Raw genomic sequence first — 15,115 nt, 5'->3', positions numbered from 1 at the left:
GCTGGAGGAGGCGGCGTCCTCATCGCACGGGCCGACGGCGGCCCCCGGGCGTCTCCGCGGCACGAGGGAGTGCGTCATGGTCACCGTTCAGCGAGGGCTCGCCAGCTTCTCCGTCAAGGACGTCGGCGAGGCCCGGAGCTTCTACGAGGACGTGCTCGGACTGCAGACGAAGGTCGTCCAGGACGAGATGCTGATCCTCCACCTGCCCGGCGGCGGGGCGATCTTCGTCTACCCGAAGGGCGACGACCACACGCCGGCGTCCTTCACGGTCTTCCACCTCCTGGTCGACGACGTGGACGCGGTGGTCGACGAGCTCGGCTCCCGGGGTGTGACGCCGATCCGCTACGAGGCGTTCGACCACGACGAGCGCGGCGTCGTCCGCGGGTTCATGGAGGGCGGTGACGGCGTCTGGTACGCCGACCCGTCCGGCAACGTCATCGGGTTCGCGGACGGGGAGGGAGCGCGGCTGTTCGACGAGCTCGTCGGCTGAGCCGGCTCCTGCTCCGGGGGCGGGGACGGGGCGGATCGGCCGCTTCCCGTTAGGATGCGGCACATGGCCAAGTCCACCGCTGAATTCGTGCTGCGTCCGTTCCAGGGTCTCCCCGGGGAGGCCGACTGGGTGTCGATGCGCGAGATCGTGCCGTCCGCGACCGCTCCCGCCCGGATGACCGCCGAGCACGGCGGCGAGGACGTGATCGTCGCCACGGTGCTGCCCGGCGGCTGGGCCGCCATGCGCCGCGAGGACGGCACCGTGCTGCTCGGCGTGCAGGGCGTCCTGAACTCGGACGACCTGAGCCGCGACCTGGCCGCCGCCCTGCTGACCGCCGTGGAGGGTGAGCCGGGGACGGGCGTCCTGCCCGAGCACCTCCAGGTCGCCGCCGACGGCCCGCGCCTCCAGGACGTCCTGGACGACTCCGTCCCGTTCGAGGTCACCGTGCACGAGGGCTACGACTACTGGATCGACTCCTCGGCCGAGATGACCGACGAGATCAAGGCCGGGCTGGACGAGGCCGCCGCCCAGTCGGTCCCCACGGTGAAGCTCGACGGTGTCGACGCCGCCTACTGGTGCCGCATGAGCCGCGAGTTCGTCCGGTGGGCCCGGACCGAGGACGAGGACCGCGTCGTGGACGCCATCGCCCGTCTGCACGCGAAGCGCGACTCCGGTCTGGCCGGGGGCAAGTTCCTCGGCATGTTCCGCGCCTGCGGGCTCGTCGTGCCGGTGTGGGAGCTGCCGCGCGGCACCGAGGCCGACGAGCTGACCGAGCCCGTCCAGGACCTCTCCCGCCGTCTCGAGGAGGCGCTGGCGGTCGAGGAGCCGCTCGACGCCACGCAGCGCCGCGCGCGGGCCGGGATTGTCTCCCGCCAGGTCACCCTGCGCTGATCCACACCGAATTTTCACCCGGTGCGCGTCGCCGCACCGGGCCTCGGTCCTCTGCCTGCCTCTACCGTGGACGTAGGATTCCGAGGGAAGTTCTTTGCACTTCCGCCCGGCCCCTCCGGCCGGGCCCACCGACGACCACGGTCGTGACCACCGCACGAGGCAGGGAGCTGTGAACGCGGAACACGGGGGTACCAGGACGGGCGACGCGAGGGTGCCGACCGGCGGCACCGACGACGCCGACGGACGGACGCCGGCGCGGCGTCCCAGCATGCCCGTGGCGAAGACCCCTCGCCCACCCCGGACGCGCGACGGTCGCAGCACCCAGCGCGTCGCCGTGATCGTGCCTGCCAAGGACGAGGAGGAGCGCATCGCGGCGACGGTGCGCTCCGCGCGCGCCATCCCGCACGTCGACCTCGTGCTCGTGGTGGACGACGGTTCCGAGGACAACACCCAGCACGTGGCGCGGGAGGCCGGCGCGGTCGTCGTGCGGCACTCGCACAACCGCGGCAAGGCGGCCGCGATGGAGACCGGCGCGGCGGTCGTGGCCATGCGTGACGCCGACGGCCGGGCACCGCGTCTCCTGCTCTTCATCGACGGCGACCTGGGTGACACCGCGGTCAACACCGCACCCCTGGTCTCCCCGGTCCGCGAGGGCGTCGCCGACCTGGCCATCGCCCTGCTGCCCCGGCAGCAGGGCGCGGGCGGCCGGGGCATCGTCGTCGGTGCCGCACGTCGCGCGATCCAGCGCCTCGCGGGGTGGAGCCCCACGCAGCCGCTGTCCGGCATGCGGTGCCTCACCCGGGACGCGTTCGAGGCCGCGACACCCCTCGCCCACGGCTGGGGTGTCGAGACCGGGATGACGATCGACCTCCTGCGGGCCGGCTACGTGGCCGTCGAGGTGCCCTGCGACCTGCGTCACCGGGCCTCGTCCAACGACCTGGCGGGCCAGCTCCACCGCGCCGGGCAGTACCGGGACGTCATGGCGGCCGTGGGGGCCCGGCAGGTCCGCCGGGCCGTGGACGCGATGGGACGTCGCGTCACCCGCTGACCCCCGGCGTGCTCAGGGGGCGGACGCTCCCGGGAGCCTGCCGGGCCGGCACCTAGCCCGGACCGCTCTCGACAGGGAGCCGCCACCAGGCGAGACCGGCCATGCCGACGCGGGTGCCGTCCGGATGCTCGACGACGACGAGCAGCACTGCCGTGCAGGCCCGGCAGCGCGCCACCGCGCCCATGGGGTGCCGGTACACGACGGACGCGCCCATCATGGCGACGTCGCCACAGTGGCGGCAGCAGCCGGTGACCACGGTGACGTCCGCCGTGAAGAACCCGGCCAGCGGACCGGCCAGGCAGTTGCCGTCGAGCGGTGCCGGGGCGTGTTCCATCAGCCACCTCCGAAGCGCTCGGTGCGGATGCGTGCCACGTCGTGGCCGGCGTCGACCAGCAGCGCGGCCGCGGTCTCCACGAACCCGGTCGGCCCGCACACGTAGACGTGCGCACCGGCGTCGGGGGCGAACGCGTAGGTCTCGACGTCGTACCGCGTCAGGCGTCCGGGTGGCCTCGACGACGCCGCGGGGGCCTGCCGGCTGTACAGCCACGTGGTGGTCAGCCCCTCGGTCTGCCCGAGCTCGTCGGGGAAGAAGGCGTCGGCGTGCGTGCGTACGGAGGCCAGCAGCCGGAACAGCCCGGCGCCGTGCGTGGTCACCGTCGCCCGGGCGCGTGCCATCGCGGCCAACGGCACGATGCCGGACCCCCCGGCGACGAGCTGGACCGGCCCCGCGTCGCCCGGGCGCCACACGAAGTACCCGCCGAGCGGGCCGCGCACCTCCATCAGGTCCCCCGGGCGGGCCTCGTGCACCAGGTAGGGGGAGACCTCCCCGTCGGGCACCTCGTCGACGGCGATCTCGACCACCTCGTCCGCCCCGACCCGTGCCAGCGAGTAGGAGCGCACCGCCTGGTAGCCGTCGGGTGCCGTGAGCCGGAGGTCCACGTGCTGGCCCGCCACCGCACCGGAGAACCCGGGCACGGCGAGGGTCAGCACCCGGGCGCTCGCCGTGAGGGGTTCGGTATGGACCACCTGGCCCGTGTGCCACGCCGTCACGCGTACCGCTGCTCCGACCAGGGGTCGCCGTACGGGTGGTAGCCGTGCTGCTCCCAGAACCCCGGCTCGTCGTCCAGGTGCAGCGTCAGGCCGCGCAACCACTTGGCGGACTTCCAGAGGTACAGGTGGGGGACGAGCAGTCGCACCGGGCCGCCGTGCAGCGGTGCGAGCGGCTCGCCCTCGTACTCGGAGACGACCCATGCCCGGCCGTCCAGCAGGTCGTCGAGCGGCACGTTCGTCGTGTACCCGCCGAAGGAGTGCGCGACGGCGAACTCCGCAGCGGTCTCGACCTCGGTGAACAACGCGTCGACCGGCACGCCCCGCCAGTGCGTGTCCTGCTTGGACCACCGGGTGACGCAGTGGATGTCCACCGTGACGTCCTCGGCCGGCAGGGCCTGCAGCCCCGCCCAGTCCCACCCGTGCTCGACGCCCGCCTCGGTGCGGATCGTCATCTCCCAGGTCGGGGCGTCGACGTTCGGCGTGGGGCCGGTCGACAGGACGGGGAAGTCGTCCGTCAGGTACTGGCCGGGAGGGACGGGACGTTCGCTCGCGGGGCGGCGTCCGCCGAAGCCCCTGGTGACGACTGCCATGGCCGGCTCCTCGGTGGGCCCACCCGGACGGCGGGCACGCCACCAGGATCGCGGGGGGATGCCTGGCTCGCGCGCGGGACACCGTCGACGGACGGCACGGCCGTCGAGCCTCCCGACGTCGGGGAGGCCCGCCGGCAGGTCAGGCGGCGGTGCTGAAGTCGTGCCGCTGCCGGCGGGCGGCGCGCACGACGGTCCGTTCGGGGACGGCGGCGTCGGCCTCGACGTCGGCTCCGGGCTCCAGGACGGCGTCCTCGCCGAGCTGGGCGTAGGCGCCCACGCGGGCGTCGTCACCCACGACGCTGCGTGGTCCGACGTGGACGCACTGGCCCACGCGCGCACGGGTGCCGACGACGGCGTCGACGTCGATCCAGCTGAACCGACCGATCCGGGCACCGGCAGCGACCCGAGCACCGGCCTCGACGTAGGCACCCGCCTCGACCCGCGCCTCCGGGTGGACGGACGCGTGGGGGGAGACGTAGCCCTGGCCGTTGTCGTGTCGGACGTACCGCGTGACGTTGCCCGCGTCGTCTTCGATCTCGACCTTCCGGGGGATGCGTCGCACAACTCTCCTTGGCTGATGGTCTTGTTCCACTTTGCACAACGTTCGTGCGTCGGCCAGGATTCCTGGTCCCACCCCTCGGACGCCAACTGACGTCATGGTGGTCTACCCGATGTTCGCCCGGGGACCCCCTCGCGGATGCACGGCGGCCCCGGTCACCGCGGGGATGACCGGGGCCGCCGTGGTCGATAGCGTGCTCAGTAGCGGAAGCTCGTGAGGAACTCGAAGCTGTCCTCCGCGAACTCCGGCGTCGACGGCGCGCCGTCCCGCTCCACGACGTAGAGCTTCACCTTGCCGTGGGCGGCCCGCAGGATCGGGCCCCACTCCATGTCGCCCTCGCCGACGTCGCCGGGGATGCCCCGCTCGTCGCCGTTGAGGTCGCCGTCCTTGATGTGCAGCAGCTCGACACGGTCGCCGTGCTCCTCCAGCAGCGCGACCACGTCGGCGCCCGCGTCAGCCGCCCAGAAGGTGTCGAGCTGGAAGGTCACGTACCGCGGGTCGGTGTTCTCGACCAGGATCTCCCAGGCGCTCTTCGTCTCGCCGGTCTCCGGGTCCTCGAACGTGGTCGTGAACTCCCACTGGTGGTTGTGCCCGAAGATCTTGCCGGTGCCGTTCTTGACCGACCGTTCGCCGAGGCGGTCCATGGCGGCCGCGGTCTCGAGGACGTCCTCGTAGGTGCTGGACCCGTCCCGGGCGATGCCGGGACCGGGCCAGCCGCCCGAGCCGACGTATCGCTGCCCGAGGTCCTTGGCGTTCTCCAGTGCCGCGTCGAAGCTGGCCTCGGACACGTTGCCGTGCGTGGTCGGCGCCGACATCCCGCGCTCGCGGAGCTCGACGCGGAGCTCGGCGGCGCTGTTGCCGCCGTAGAAGACGCTGCCCGGGGAGCTGAACGGTTCGACGTTGCGGTACCCGATCTCCTCGAGCTCGTCGACGACCGTGTCGAAGCCGTCGGAGAGCGTCCAGCCGAGGTAGCTGAACAGCTGGATCGAGATCTTCTCGGCCGGGACGGTCCGGCCCTGGCCCTGGCCGGGGGCATCGTCGCCGTGCGGGTGCTCGGGGACGGCGCTCGCGGTCCCCGCGCCGAACAGACCGGCGGTGAGCATGGCGGCGGCGGTGGTGGTCGCGAGGACGCGACGGGTCTTGTGCGTGGTCACTGCGGTTCCTCCTCGGGTGGGCAGCGTCGGTGCTGCACGGGGTGGATCGACGGGCGGCTGCTCCGCCGCCCGGGGTGGTGGGGCGGGACCGTCGCGGCCCCGCCCCACCGTGCTCGGGCGAGCAGGTCAGCCGAGCTCGGCGATGAGCGCCTCGGCGTCGCGGGTCAGCACCTCCTCGTCGGTGGCGTCGGCGAACCGCTGGTACGCGGCCGCCGCCTTGGCGTCCCGGCCCGCCTCGGCGTGCCGCTCGGCCTGGTCCAGGAAGGCCTGGAGCCGGGCCGACTCGTCGGTCGAGAGCTCGCCGGCCTCCTCGAGACGCTCGAGGTGCGCCGCGAGGTCGTCGGCCGAGGTGGTGACGGTGAAGCCGACCGTCGTCCCGGTCGTGTTGCCGGCCTCGTCGCTCGCGGTCGCGACGATCTCGTGCTCGCCGAGGTCGAGCGTCCACAGCTCGATCTCGCCGGCCTCGATCTCCTCGCCGTCGAGCGCCAGGCTCCACGAGGCGACGCCGGAGGTGGTGTCCGTGGCCTCGGCACCGAGGTCGAGGACCTGGGAGGAGCCGAGCTCGTCACCGTCGGCCACACCGGTCACCGCGACATCGGGGGCCGTGGTGTCGATGGACACGGTCACCTCGCCGACCTCGGAGACGTTCCCCCCGCTGTCGATGACGCGGTACTGCAGCTCGTGCACGCCGTCGGAGTCGAGCGTGACGGGCTGGATGCCGAACCAGCGGTGCCGGATGGACTCCCAGGTCTCACCGCCGTCGTCGGAGACCTCGGCGTCGGCGACCTCGCCGTCGTCCGTGCCGTTGATCGACACCTCGACCTCACCGGTGTACCAGCCGTTGTCGCCGGTCGGCTCGGCCGGGTCGAGCGAGTGGCTCGCCTCGGGCGGGGTGACGTCGCTGACGCCCGGGCCGTCGAAGACCAGGGTGTCGAGCTCGACACCGCCGGTGGAGGTGACGAACAGCTCGCCGGTGCCCTCGGGGAACGCGGTCACGTCCGCGGCCACCGTGGACCAGCCGGCCGCGTCGAGGTCGGCCGTGGCGAAGGGCTCGGCGTCGGCCGCGCCCCAGCGGAGCTCGATGGTGCCGGTCCCGGCACCGGTGACGTCGACACCGTCGATCCCGGTGAAGTTCACCGGGTCCCAGGCGAGGTGGTCACCGGCGTCGAACGAGGCGACCTTGGCCAGACCGCCCGCGGTGTCGTCGCTGACGACCTCCACGCCGGAGAGGGTGTCGGCGTGCTCGGCCTCCTGGGTGAAGGTGTTGAGCAGCAGCGAGACCTCGTCCTGGGCCGGCGGGATGTCCCCGTTGCCCTGGTCGGTGTAGTTCGCCACGACGACGGCGTAGAGCTTCTCCGTCTCGCCGTGCTCCGGCGCGTCGGCCGGGGTGACCCAGGCGCCGGAGCAGCCGCTGCCGAGCACCTCGGGGTGCGCGTGGGTGTCGTGACCCAGGCCCACCGTCCAGGACAGGTTCGAGCACACGGTCTCGTCGCCGTCCTCCGGGTCGGAGGTGGAGAACCCGTACGGCACGGCGTCGCCCCAGGCGAAGAAGCCGCCGTCGGCCGGGTAGTCGGCGGTCAGCGTGGGTGCCACGTTGCCGACCGTGACGAGCTCGGAGGTCAGGCCGATGCGGCCGCCGGGGTCGGTGACCCGCAGGCGCACGGTGTACTGGCCGAGCTCGTCGTAGGTCGTGGTGACCTGCTCGCCGTTCTCGTCGAAGGTGCCGTCACCGTCGAGGTCCCACTCGTAGGTGAGCGCCCCGCCCTCGGGGTCGCTGGACCCCGAGCCGTCGAGGGTCACCGTCAGCGGGGCCTCGGAGGAGGAGATCGGGTCGGCGTCGATGACCGCGGTGGGGGCCTTGTTGCCCTCGGCGTAGTCGACGCGGTACAGGCCCGCCTCCGGGTTCTGCCGGAAGAAGCCGTTGCCGTAGTCGAGGATGTAGAGCGAGCCGTCGGGGCCGAACTCCATGTCGATCGGGCTGTCGGTGATGGCCTGCACGTTGTCGGTCAGCGCCGCGTTGGGCAGCACGTGCTCGACGTGGGTGACGGGGCCGTCACGGTCGGGGATGGTCAGCCCGGCGATGTAGTCCTGGGAGAACTCGTAGAAGAACGCCGTGCCGTCCCAGTACTCCGGCCACTGGGTCTCGGGACCCTCCGGGTCGAAGGCGAAGGTCGGGCCGCCCATCGGGCCCTGGCCGCCCTGCGGGTCGAACTCGACGAACTCGTCGAACGGCTGGTCGCCGGGGTTGTCGCCGTAGTAGACCTGCGGCGCCGTCGCCGGCGGCACGACGTCGAGGCCCGTGTTCCAGGTGGAGTTGTTCTCCGCACCGGCCTCGCAGTCGAACCAGTCGCCCGGCGTGGCGGTCTCGAAGTCCCACTCGTTGTAGTTGGCGTTCGGCCCGTGGCAGTACGGCCACCCGCCGTTGAGCGCGGTCGTCGTGCTCTGCCACTCCACGTAGCCCATCGGGCCGCGCTCGTCGCTGGCGACGCCGGAGTCGGGGCCGTAGTCGCCCCAGCTCACCGCGCCGGTGACGTCGTCGACGTCGATCCGGAACGGGTTGCGCAGACCCATGACGAAGATCTCCGGCCGGGTGTTCTCCGTCCCGGGCGGGAAGAGGTTGCCCTCGGGGATCGTGTAGCTGCCGTCCGCCTCGGGGTGGATCCGCAGGATCGCACCGCGCAGGTCGTTGGTGCTGCCGGCGCCGCGCCGCGCGTCGAACCCGGGGTTCATGCCGGGGGCGTTGTTGTTGGGGGCGAAGCCGTTGGAGCCCGGGGTGCTCGCGGGGGTGTTGTCACCGGTGGACAAGTAGACGTTGCCCTCGGCGTCGAAGTCGATGTCACCGCCGACGTGGCAGCACTGCCCGCGCTGCACCTCGACCTGGAGCAGGTTCTGCTCGGTGGACATGTCCAGGGCGCCGGCCGCGGCGTCCCACTGCACGCGCGAGAGCTGGTTGTAGCCCTTCCACCGGTCCCAGTAGGACTCGTCCGCACCGTCGGGCAGCTGGTTGGGCGCCGACCCCGACGGGGTCGTCGTGGGGTAGTCCTCGCCCTCCATGACGCGGGGTGCGTAGTACATGTAGACCCAGCCGGACTCGGCGAAGTCGGGGGCCAGGGCGATGCCCTGCATGCCGTCCTCGGAGTTGGCGTAGACGTCGACGGTGTTGACCACCGCGGTGACGCCCGTGCTGGGGTCGGTGTGCCGGATCGCGCCGTCGCGGGCGGTGTGCAGCACCGACCCGTCGGGCATGACCGCCATGCCGATGGGCTCACCGGTGTTCTCGGTGAGCAGGATCTTCTCGTAGTTGGACCAGTCGAGCGCCGCCTCGGCGCCCGCCTCGGAGCCGTGGTCGACGCCGTCGTGGGCCGACGCCGTCGCCGCTGCGATCGGCAGTGCCAGCGCGGCGGTCGCCACCGCCGCGAGAGCACGTGAACGCATAGAATGGGTCATCGCACTTGCCTTCCTGGATGTAGTGCGTGAGAGCCCCGTCGATGTCCCCGTCGCCGCTACGACGGACCCGGACAGGCGGGGTTTCTCATTCCGTGGTGTGGTGCGCCGCCCTCCCCTCGTGCTCGTCGCGGGGGCCGTGGCACGGCGCGGACGGCGTCAGGGACGGCGTCGGGCCTGCTCCGGGGGGCGGGTGGACCGCCCGGTGGCGCGGCTCCTGTGCCGCGCGGTCGTCAATGACCATGGCCCGAACCTAGGGCCACTTATGGCGGCTGTCAACCAAAAGGTGTGAGTCAGTCGACAGACATCTGTCGAGAATCGTCGGTGCGGAGCGCGAGCAGCCCGATCAGCGGCACGGCGGGGAACAGCATGATCGTCACGACACGGATGCCGTAGTCGTTCGCCAGCGCCCCGCCCACGCCCGCGATGAGCAGCGCCACCAGGACGGGGCGCAGCAACGGCCAGGAGTCCTCGGCGCGCTCCAGCCAGCGGGCGGGGAAGCGGGGGCCGGCCCACAGCGCCGCCACGACACCCAGCAGGACGGCCAGCGACAGCCACGCGGGCGGGCCGCCGTCCAGCGAGCCGACGGCGTAGCCCGCCTTGCGCCAGACGGTCTCGAAGGCCGTGCCGTCCACGACGGACTGGACGAACGCGCCCAGGTGCGAGCGTTCGGCGGGCGGGCGCAGCCAGTCCAGGACGCCGATGACGGCCACGAGGAGCACGCCCGCGCCTCCCGCGAGCGCCAGCCGCCGCCAGGTCAGGCGCGCCCCCAGGACGGCCAGGACCACCACGGCGAACACCGGGACGAGCACCAGCCCGCCGCCGACGTCGACGCCGAACGTCGGCCACACGGTCACCACCAGCGCCACCAGGCCCACGAGGCCCGCGACGACGGCGCCGGGGACCCGGCCCCAGCGACGAGCCACCACCGTCGCGAGCCCCGCGGCGCAGAGCACCGCCGCGACCGCGTACACCGAGTACGTCGGGTTGCCGAACCCGTAGAACCGGCCGCCGAGCGTGGGCGCCGCTCCGAGCGGGCTGCCGCGGTGCAGCGGCGTGCCGAGCACCGCGTCCAGGCTGAGCACGAGGAAGGTCACGGTCGCCAGCACGCCGGTCCCGGCCCAGGCGGGGCGGCGCGGCGCCAGCGTCCCGACCAGGGCCACCAGGACCGTGCCTCCGGCGAGGGCCAGCCACAGGCCGGTCTGCGGGTCCGGCATCCGCCACCACGACCAGGTGGTCATGAGGAACGAGGCGGCGGGCATGGCGGCGCAGACCAGGAGCACAGACTCCAGCGCGCGGGTCCAGACGCGGACGGCGCGGGGCGAGGACCGGCGCCGGAGCTGCGGCAGGACGAGCACCACCAGGGCGAAGGCGACCAGCGCGACGTACGTCGGTACCCCGGTCACGGCGCCGGTGACCTCGCGCAGGCCGTGGTCGCGCTCGGTCAGGGAGGACAGGTCGCGCACGGTGGCGCCGGTGCCGCTCGGCCGCTGCGCGCTGAGGGTGACGGGGGCGCCGGAGAAGTCGGCCGGCGGCGCCAGGTCGAAGTTCGCCACGAGGGTCGGGGGCAGGTCGAGCAGCCGCACGACGCCGACCCAGCGGGTGGCGGACGACGCGAGGTAGGACGGCGCGGCGTCGGTGTGGGTACGGGCGACGCCGACGCCGAGCGCCGGCCGGGTGGGCGAGGGGTTGCCCATGTCGGTGACCAGCACGGTGACGTCCTGCGGTGCCGCCGCCAGCACGCGGCGCACGGTCGCGTCGACGGCTCGCAGCGCGTCGTCCCGCTCGGGCCCGGAGCCCGTGGCGCCCTCGGGCACCGGCCGCGCGTCCGACCCCTCGCCCGTCGGGTGGTACGGGGCGGAACCGGCGTCCACGACGGTGACCGGGCAGGCGAAGGCCTCCTCGGGGTCGTCGAGAGCGTCCTCCAGGGTGCGGTAGCGCTCGACGGCCCCGTCCCCGTCGGCCAGCGTCAGGGCGGCGGCGGGGCCGACCGCGGTCGCGCACACGTCCCCGGCGGCGAGGGTCTCGCCCAGCACGCCCGGGTGCGGGTTGAACTCGGAGGCGCTCTGGCGGGCCTCGAGGTCGTCCCAGCCGTCGACGACGGCCCCGGCGCCGTCGGCGGTGACACCCCAGTCGGTGCAGCGCCAGACGTCGTCCTCGGTGGCGCCGGTGACCGTGCTGCGCCCGGCCGACAGGCTCAGCCAGCCGGCGGACCGGCAGTCGCCGGAGGCGCCGGTCACCGTCGTGGTCATCCCGCCGGCGCTCGCGCCGTCACGCAGCAGCCCCCACAGGGTCGGGGTGCGGGTGGGGGAGACGTCCTGCCAGCGCAGGCCGTCGGTGCCGACGATCACGACCGGCTCGCCGTCGGCCAGCAGGACGTCGCCACCGGCGGTCACGTCGCCGGCGTGCGCCATGCCCCCGGCGGGGACCGCGGCACCCCCGAGCTGCAGCGCGACGACCACCCCCGCGGCGACGCCCAGGATCCGGCGCCCGGTCCCGCGGTCGGCGTGCTCCGGCGCGACGGGCGGGGTCAGCGCGGCCTCGAGGCGCCCGGCGAGCAGCAGCGGGGTGCCGATCAGCAGCACGTACATCGCCACCACGACGCCGGAGTCGTTGACCGCCGTGCCGACGACGCCGACCGTCACGATCGCGACCACGGCGCGACGCAGCAGCGGGTCGCGGTCGTACGCGGCGGTCAGGCCGCCGAGCCGGGCGCGACGCGGGTCCAGCACCGCCCACGCGGCGGCCGCGCAGACCACGGCGGCGAACGCGCCGGCGGGGTTCGCGACGGTCGCCCAGGCACCGGCCGCCTTGCCCGCGATCACCGACAGCGCACTGCCGTCGAGCACGGAGTCCACGAACCCGCCCAGGTGCGTGGCGGGCGGCAGGGCCCAGTCCAGGACGGCGATCACCGCGACGACCAGCGCGGCGCCGAGCAGCACCAGGAGCGCCCGCCGCCAGGTCAGGCGGATCCCCGCGACGCCGAGCACCAGCACCGCGAAGGCGGGCACGAGCGCGAGGATGCCGCCCAGGTCCGCACCGAACGGCGGCAGCCCGTCCACCAGCACGGTGACCGTGCCGACGGCGCCGGCGACCCAGGCCTGCGTGCGGCGTGCCGCACCGCGGTCGCGCAGCAGCGCGGCGAGCCCGGCGGCGAGCACCAGTCCGGCCACCGCGTACACGGCGAACACCGAGTTGGAGAACCCGTAGAAGCGTGCGCCGAGGGAGGGGGCCGGACCGAGCAGCGACCCCTGCTGCAGCGTCGTGCCGGTCAGCCCGTCGATCGTCAGCACGAGCCACGTCGCCGCGGCGAGGGTCGTCGGCAGGCGCCACGGGGAGCGGGGCAGCAGCACCCGGACCCACCAGGCGCCCAGCGCCACGGCCAGCGCGGAGACCCCGACGGCGAGGCAGAGCACCGTGACGGGCACGGGCCACACCCACCAGCGGGCCAGGGTGGCCAGCGTGGCGGCCGCGGGCAGGCAGGCCACGACGGTCAGCACCGCGAGCGCCGTCCGGGTGCGCCAGGGGTCCCGGGGGGTGTCGGCGCCCTCCGCACGCCGTCGGGCCAGCAGCAGGCCCGTCACCACGCCGATCACCCCGAGGGCCAGCACGCCGACCAGCACGGGGGTCATGCGGGGCAGGGTCTCGGTGAGCACCGAGAGGTACTGGCGGTTCTCGACCGTGCGGGAGACGGACGACCGGCGGTCCTCGCCCCGTTCCAGGGCGGACCCGGTGAACGCCGACCTCAGCTCGGCGAGCCGGCTGTCGGGGTCCTCCTTCGCCGCGGCGAGCTCCGCGGGGTCGGCCTCGGTCAGCAGGGCGTCGGCCAGCGTGGCCGACAGGTCGCCCGAGACCACCACACCGGGCCACCGGGACGACGTCGAGGTCAACCAGGTCGCCCCGCCGCCGGGGCGGGTCCAGTCGACCACGACCTGCAGGTCCGCCGGGCCCAGCGGGGTGTCGGCCAGGCCGGCGACGACGAGCCGCCCCCCGGCCGGCAGCAGGTCGGCGATCCGGCCCACCGCGGCGTCGACGGCGGACACCGCGTCCGTCCGCTCGGTCGCGGCGTCCGGGAGCTCGCCGAGGTCGACGACGGTCACCGGGCAGGCGGTCAGGTCCTCGGCCTCGAGGTCGTCCGAGCTCGACAGGAAGCGGCCGACCTGCCCCGACCGGTCCGCCGTCGCCAGCGCGGCGCCCGGGCCGACCGCCGTCGTACAGGTCCCGACGGTGTCGGCGAGCCGGCCGAGCGTGCCGGGTCGGGCAGCGGGGGAGGCCAGGGCCTCCTCGGCGACCAGCGCGTCCCAGCCGGGGACCTGGACCGTGGTCGGGGTGTCGGCGGCGGGGAGCGTCGGCAGCGGCGGGCAGGGCTGCTCGGGCTCCTCGGCGGACTCCCCGTCGCCGTCGGCGCCGGCGTCCTCCTCGCGGGGGTCCTGCGCGGCGTCGGTGACGACCCGGCTGCCCGCGGACAGCGACAACCAGGCGTCCCGGGGACAGGTCGGGGTCAGGGTGCGCACCGACACCGAGGCCACCGACCCGCCGCCCACGAGGCGCCACAGGTTCGGGGTGCGGGCGGCGTCGATGTCCGTCCACTGCAGGCCGGCGACGCCGACCAGCACGAGCGGGGTGTCGGTCGGGGCCGTGGACTCCTCGGCCTGCGCGCTCGTCGGCAGGACGACGGCCGCGGCGGTGACCAGGAGCGCCACGGCCGCGACGACGAGTCGGACGAGGGGACGCACCCCGTCAGCCTAAGCGGCTCAGGCGGGGGCGCGGACCACCAGCGTCCCGGGCTCCACCCAGGTCTCGATCTGGATGGCCCGGCCCAGGACCTCGCCGTCGGCCTGCGCCTGCTCGCCGTCCTCCACCCGGATGGTGGCTCGCCGGGCCTTGACGTGGTCGATGCGCCCGATCTTGGCCGGCAGGTCGTTCTGCACCCCCATGCCCTGGGCGACGACCTCCCCGAACAGCTGTGCCCAGCCCGCCAGCCCGGCCCGGGTGTCGATCGCCGCGACGTCGAGCACGCCGTCGTCCAGCGAGGCGTCGGGCAGCAGGTTGATGCCACCGGGCAGCCGGCCGCAGTTGCCGACCATGATGCTGCGCAGCCGCGTCTCCACCGGCTCCTCGTCGTCCACGGCGATGCGTGTGGCCATGCGTCGCCCGTGCAGGTGGCGGGCACCCGCGAGGAAGTAGGCGACCCAGCCCATCCTGTCCTTGAGCTGGTCGTCGGCGTCGGCCACCATCGCGGCGTCGAAGCCGAGGCCGGCGATGACGAGGAACAGGTGCGCGGTGTCGTCGTCGTCCTCCTCGTCCGGCGGCCGTTCCGTCACGCGGATGCGACCGACGTCGATGGAGCGGTCGACGCCTCCGAGGATGACGGCGAGCGCCTCCTGGGTGTCCGTCAGGGGCAGGTCGAGGTTGCGGGCCAGGAGGTTCCCGGTGCCGGCGGGGAGGATCCCCATCGGGACCTCCGTGCCGAGCATGCCCTCCGCGACGGCGCGCACGGTGCCGTCGCCGCCGGCCGCGATGACGACGTCCGCCCCGTCGCGCACGGCCTCGCGGGCCTGCCCGGTGCCCGGGTCCTCGACGGTCGTCTCGTAGAAGCGGGGCGCGGGCAGCGCGGCCTCGCCGGCCAGGCGGCGCACCGTCTCGATGGCCCGCCGGGTGCTCGCCTTGGACGGGTTGACCACGACGGCGAGCTGCGGACGCTGCGGGCGGGCAGCGGCGTCGGCGTCACCCCGTGACGGGGACGGGGTGGGACGGCGGCTGCGCCGGAGCACGACCAGCGCGACCACGAGGGCGGACAGGCCGACGACCAACGCGACGACCCCGACGAGGAGTTCCCAGGGCATGACCGAAAGATAGGACTGATCCCCCAGGACTGCACGACGGCGT

General features: G+C 74.1%; 11 protein-coding genes. 3 read left to right on the top strand and 8 right to left on the bottom strand.

What is annotated here, in order from left to right:
* Positions 1-76: 76 nt before the first annotated feature.
* The 3 genes from HLI28_RS02620 to HLI28_RS02610 all read left to right on the top strand — a co-directional run bounded on the left by HLI28_RS02620 (position 77) and on the right by HLI28_RS02610 (position 2,429).
* Positions 77-490, top strand: coding sequence for a VOC family protein (locus HLI28_RS02620; protein ID WP_171245914.1), 414 nt, complete (start codon positions 77-79; stop codon positions 488-490).
* 63 nt (positions 491-553) lie between these two features.
* Positions 554-1,381: a DUF5926 family protein gene (locus HLI28_RS02615; RefSeq protein WP_171245913.1), complete on the top strand. Its 828-nt coding sequence runs from the start codon at positions 554-556 to the stop codon at positions 1,379-1,381.
* Positions 1,382-1,649: 268 nt separating this feature from the next.
* Positions 1,650-2,429, top strand: coding sequence for a glycosyltransferase family 2 protein (locus HLI28_RS02610; protein WP_171245912.1), 780 nt, complete (start codon positions 1,650-1,652; stop codon positions 2,427-2,429).
* Between the two features lie 52 nt (positions 2,430-2,481).
* Here the strand turns inward: HLI28_RS02610 and HLI28_RS02605 are convergent, their stop codons facing one another.
* The 8 genes from HLI28_RS02605 to HLI28_RS02570 all read right to left on the bottom strand — a co-directional run bounded on the left by HLI28_RS02605 (position 2,482) and on the right by HLI28_RS02570 (position 15,072).
* Positions 2,482-2,763, bottom strand: coding sequence for a DUF6510 family protein (locus HLI28_RS02605; RefSeq protein WP_171245911.1), 282 nt, complete (start codon positions 2,761-2,763; stop codon positions 2,482-2,484).
* Entirely contained in the window at positions 2,763-3,479 is a 717-nt protein-coding gene (locus tag HLI28_RS02600; protein ID WP_171245910.1) for an FAD-binding oxidoreductase, read from the bottom strand. Before HLI28_RS02600 ends, HLI28_RS02605 begins: the two co-directional genes overlap by 1 nt.
* A complete protein-coding gene (locus HLI28_RS02595; protein ID WP_171245909.1) occupies positions 3,476-4,069 on the bottom strand; it encodes a molybdopterin-dependent oxidoreductase in 594 nt (197 codons plus the stop codon). Before HLI28_RS02595 ends, HLI28_RS02600 begins: the two co-directional genes overlap by 4 nt.
* Positions 4,070-4,208: 139 nt before the next feature.
* The gene (locus tag HLI28_RS02590) at positions 4,209-4,631 is read right to left on the bottom strand and encodes a transferase (protein WP_304604657.1); all 423 of its coding nucleotides are present in this window, start codon (positions 4,629-4,631) and stop codon (positions 4,209-4,211) included.
* Positions 4,632-4,825: 194 nt separating this feature from the next.
* Positions 4,826-5,782 carry a TIM barrel protein gene (locus HLI28_RS02585; protein ID WP_171245907.1) on the bottom strand — a complete coding sequence of 319 codons (957 nt, stop codon included), beginning with the start codon at positions 5,780-5,782 and terminating at the stop codon, positions 4,826-4,828.
* Between the two features lie 126 nt (positions 5,783-5,908).
* Entirely contained in the window at positions 5,909-9,217 is a 3,309-nt protein-coding gene (locus HLI28_RS02580; protein WP_216077240.1) for a PQQ-dependent sugar dehydrogenase, read from the bottom strand.
* 302 nt (positions 9,218-9,519) lie between these two features.
* Entirely contained in the window at positions 9,520-13,962 is a 4,443-nt protein-coding gene (locus tag HLI28_RS02575; RefSeq protein WP_171245905.1) for a hypothetical protein, read from the bottom strand.
* Positions 13,963-13,980: 18 nt separating this feature from the next.
* Positions 13,981-15,072: a diacylglycerol/lipid kinase family protein gene (locus HLI28_RS02570; RefSeq protein ID WP_171245904.1), complete on the bottom strand. Its 1,092-nt coding sequence runs from the start codon at positions 15,070-15,072 to the stop codon at positions 13,981-13,983.
* Between the last annotated feature and the right edge of the window lie 43 nt (positions 15,073-15,115).

The organism is Isoptericola sediminis (genome assembly GCF_013085345.1).
In the GTDB taxonomy this organism is placed as follows: Bacteria; Actinomycetota; Actinomycetes; order Actinomycetales; family Cellulomonadaceae; genus Isoptericola; species Isoptericola sediminis.
The sequence above is the reverse complement of the archived record's forward strand: the minus strand, read 5'-3'. Positions and strand labels throughout refer to the sequence as shown.

What these genes read in the sequence shown, in the direction of transcription:
- HLI28_RS02580 (WP_216077240.1), bottom strand. Translation starts at nt 9,217, where the DNA reads ATGCGTTCACGTGCTCTCGCGGCGGTGGCGACCGCCGCGCTGGCACTG.
- HLI28_RS02610 (WP_171245912.1), top strand. Translation starts at nt 1,650, where the DNA reads ATGCCCGTGGCGAAGACCCCTCGCCCACCCCGGACGCGCGACGGTCGC.
- HLI28_RS02605 (WP_171245911.1), bottom strand. Translation starts at nt 2,763, where the DNA reads ATGGAACACGCCCCGGCACCGCTCGACGGCAACTGCCTGGCCGGTCCG.
- HLI28_RS02595 (WP_171245909.1), bottom strand. Translation starts at nt 4,069, where the DNA reads ATGGCAGTCGTCACCAGGGGCTTCGGCGGACGCCGCCCCGCGAGCGAA.
- HLI28_RS02615 (WP_171245913.1), top strand. Translation starts at nt 554, where the DNA reads ATGGCCAAGTCCACCGCTGAATTCGTGCTGCGTCCGTTCCAGGGTCTC.
- HLI28_RS02570 (WP_171245904.1), bottom strand. Translation starts at nt 15,072, where the DNA reads ATGCCCTGGGAACTCCTCGTCGGGGTCGTCGCGTTGGTCGTCGGCCTG.
- HLI28_RS02620 (WP_171245914.1), top strand. Translation starts at nt 77, where the DNA reads ATGGTCACCGTTCAGCGAGGGCTCGCCAGCTTCTCCGTCAAGGACGTC.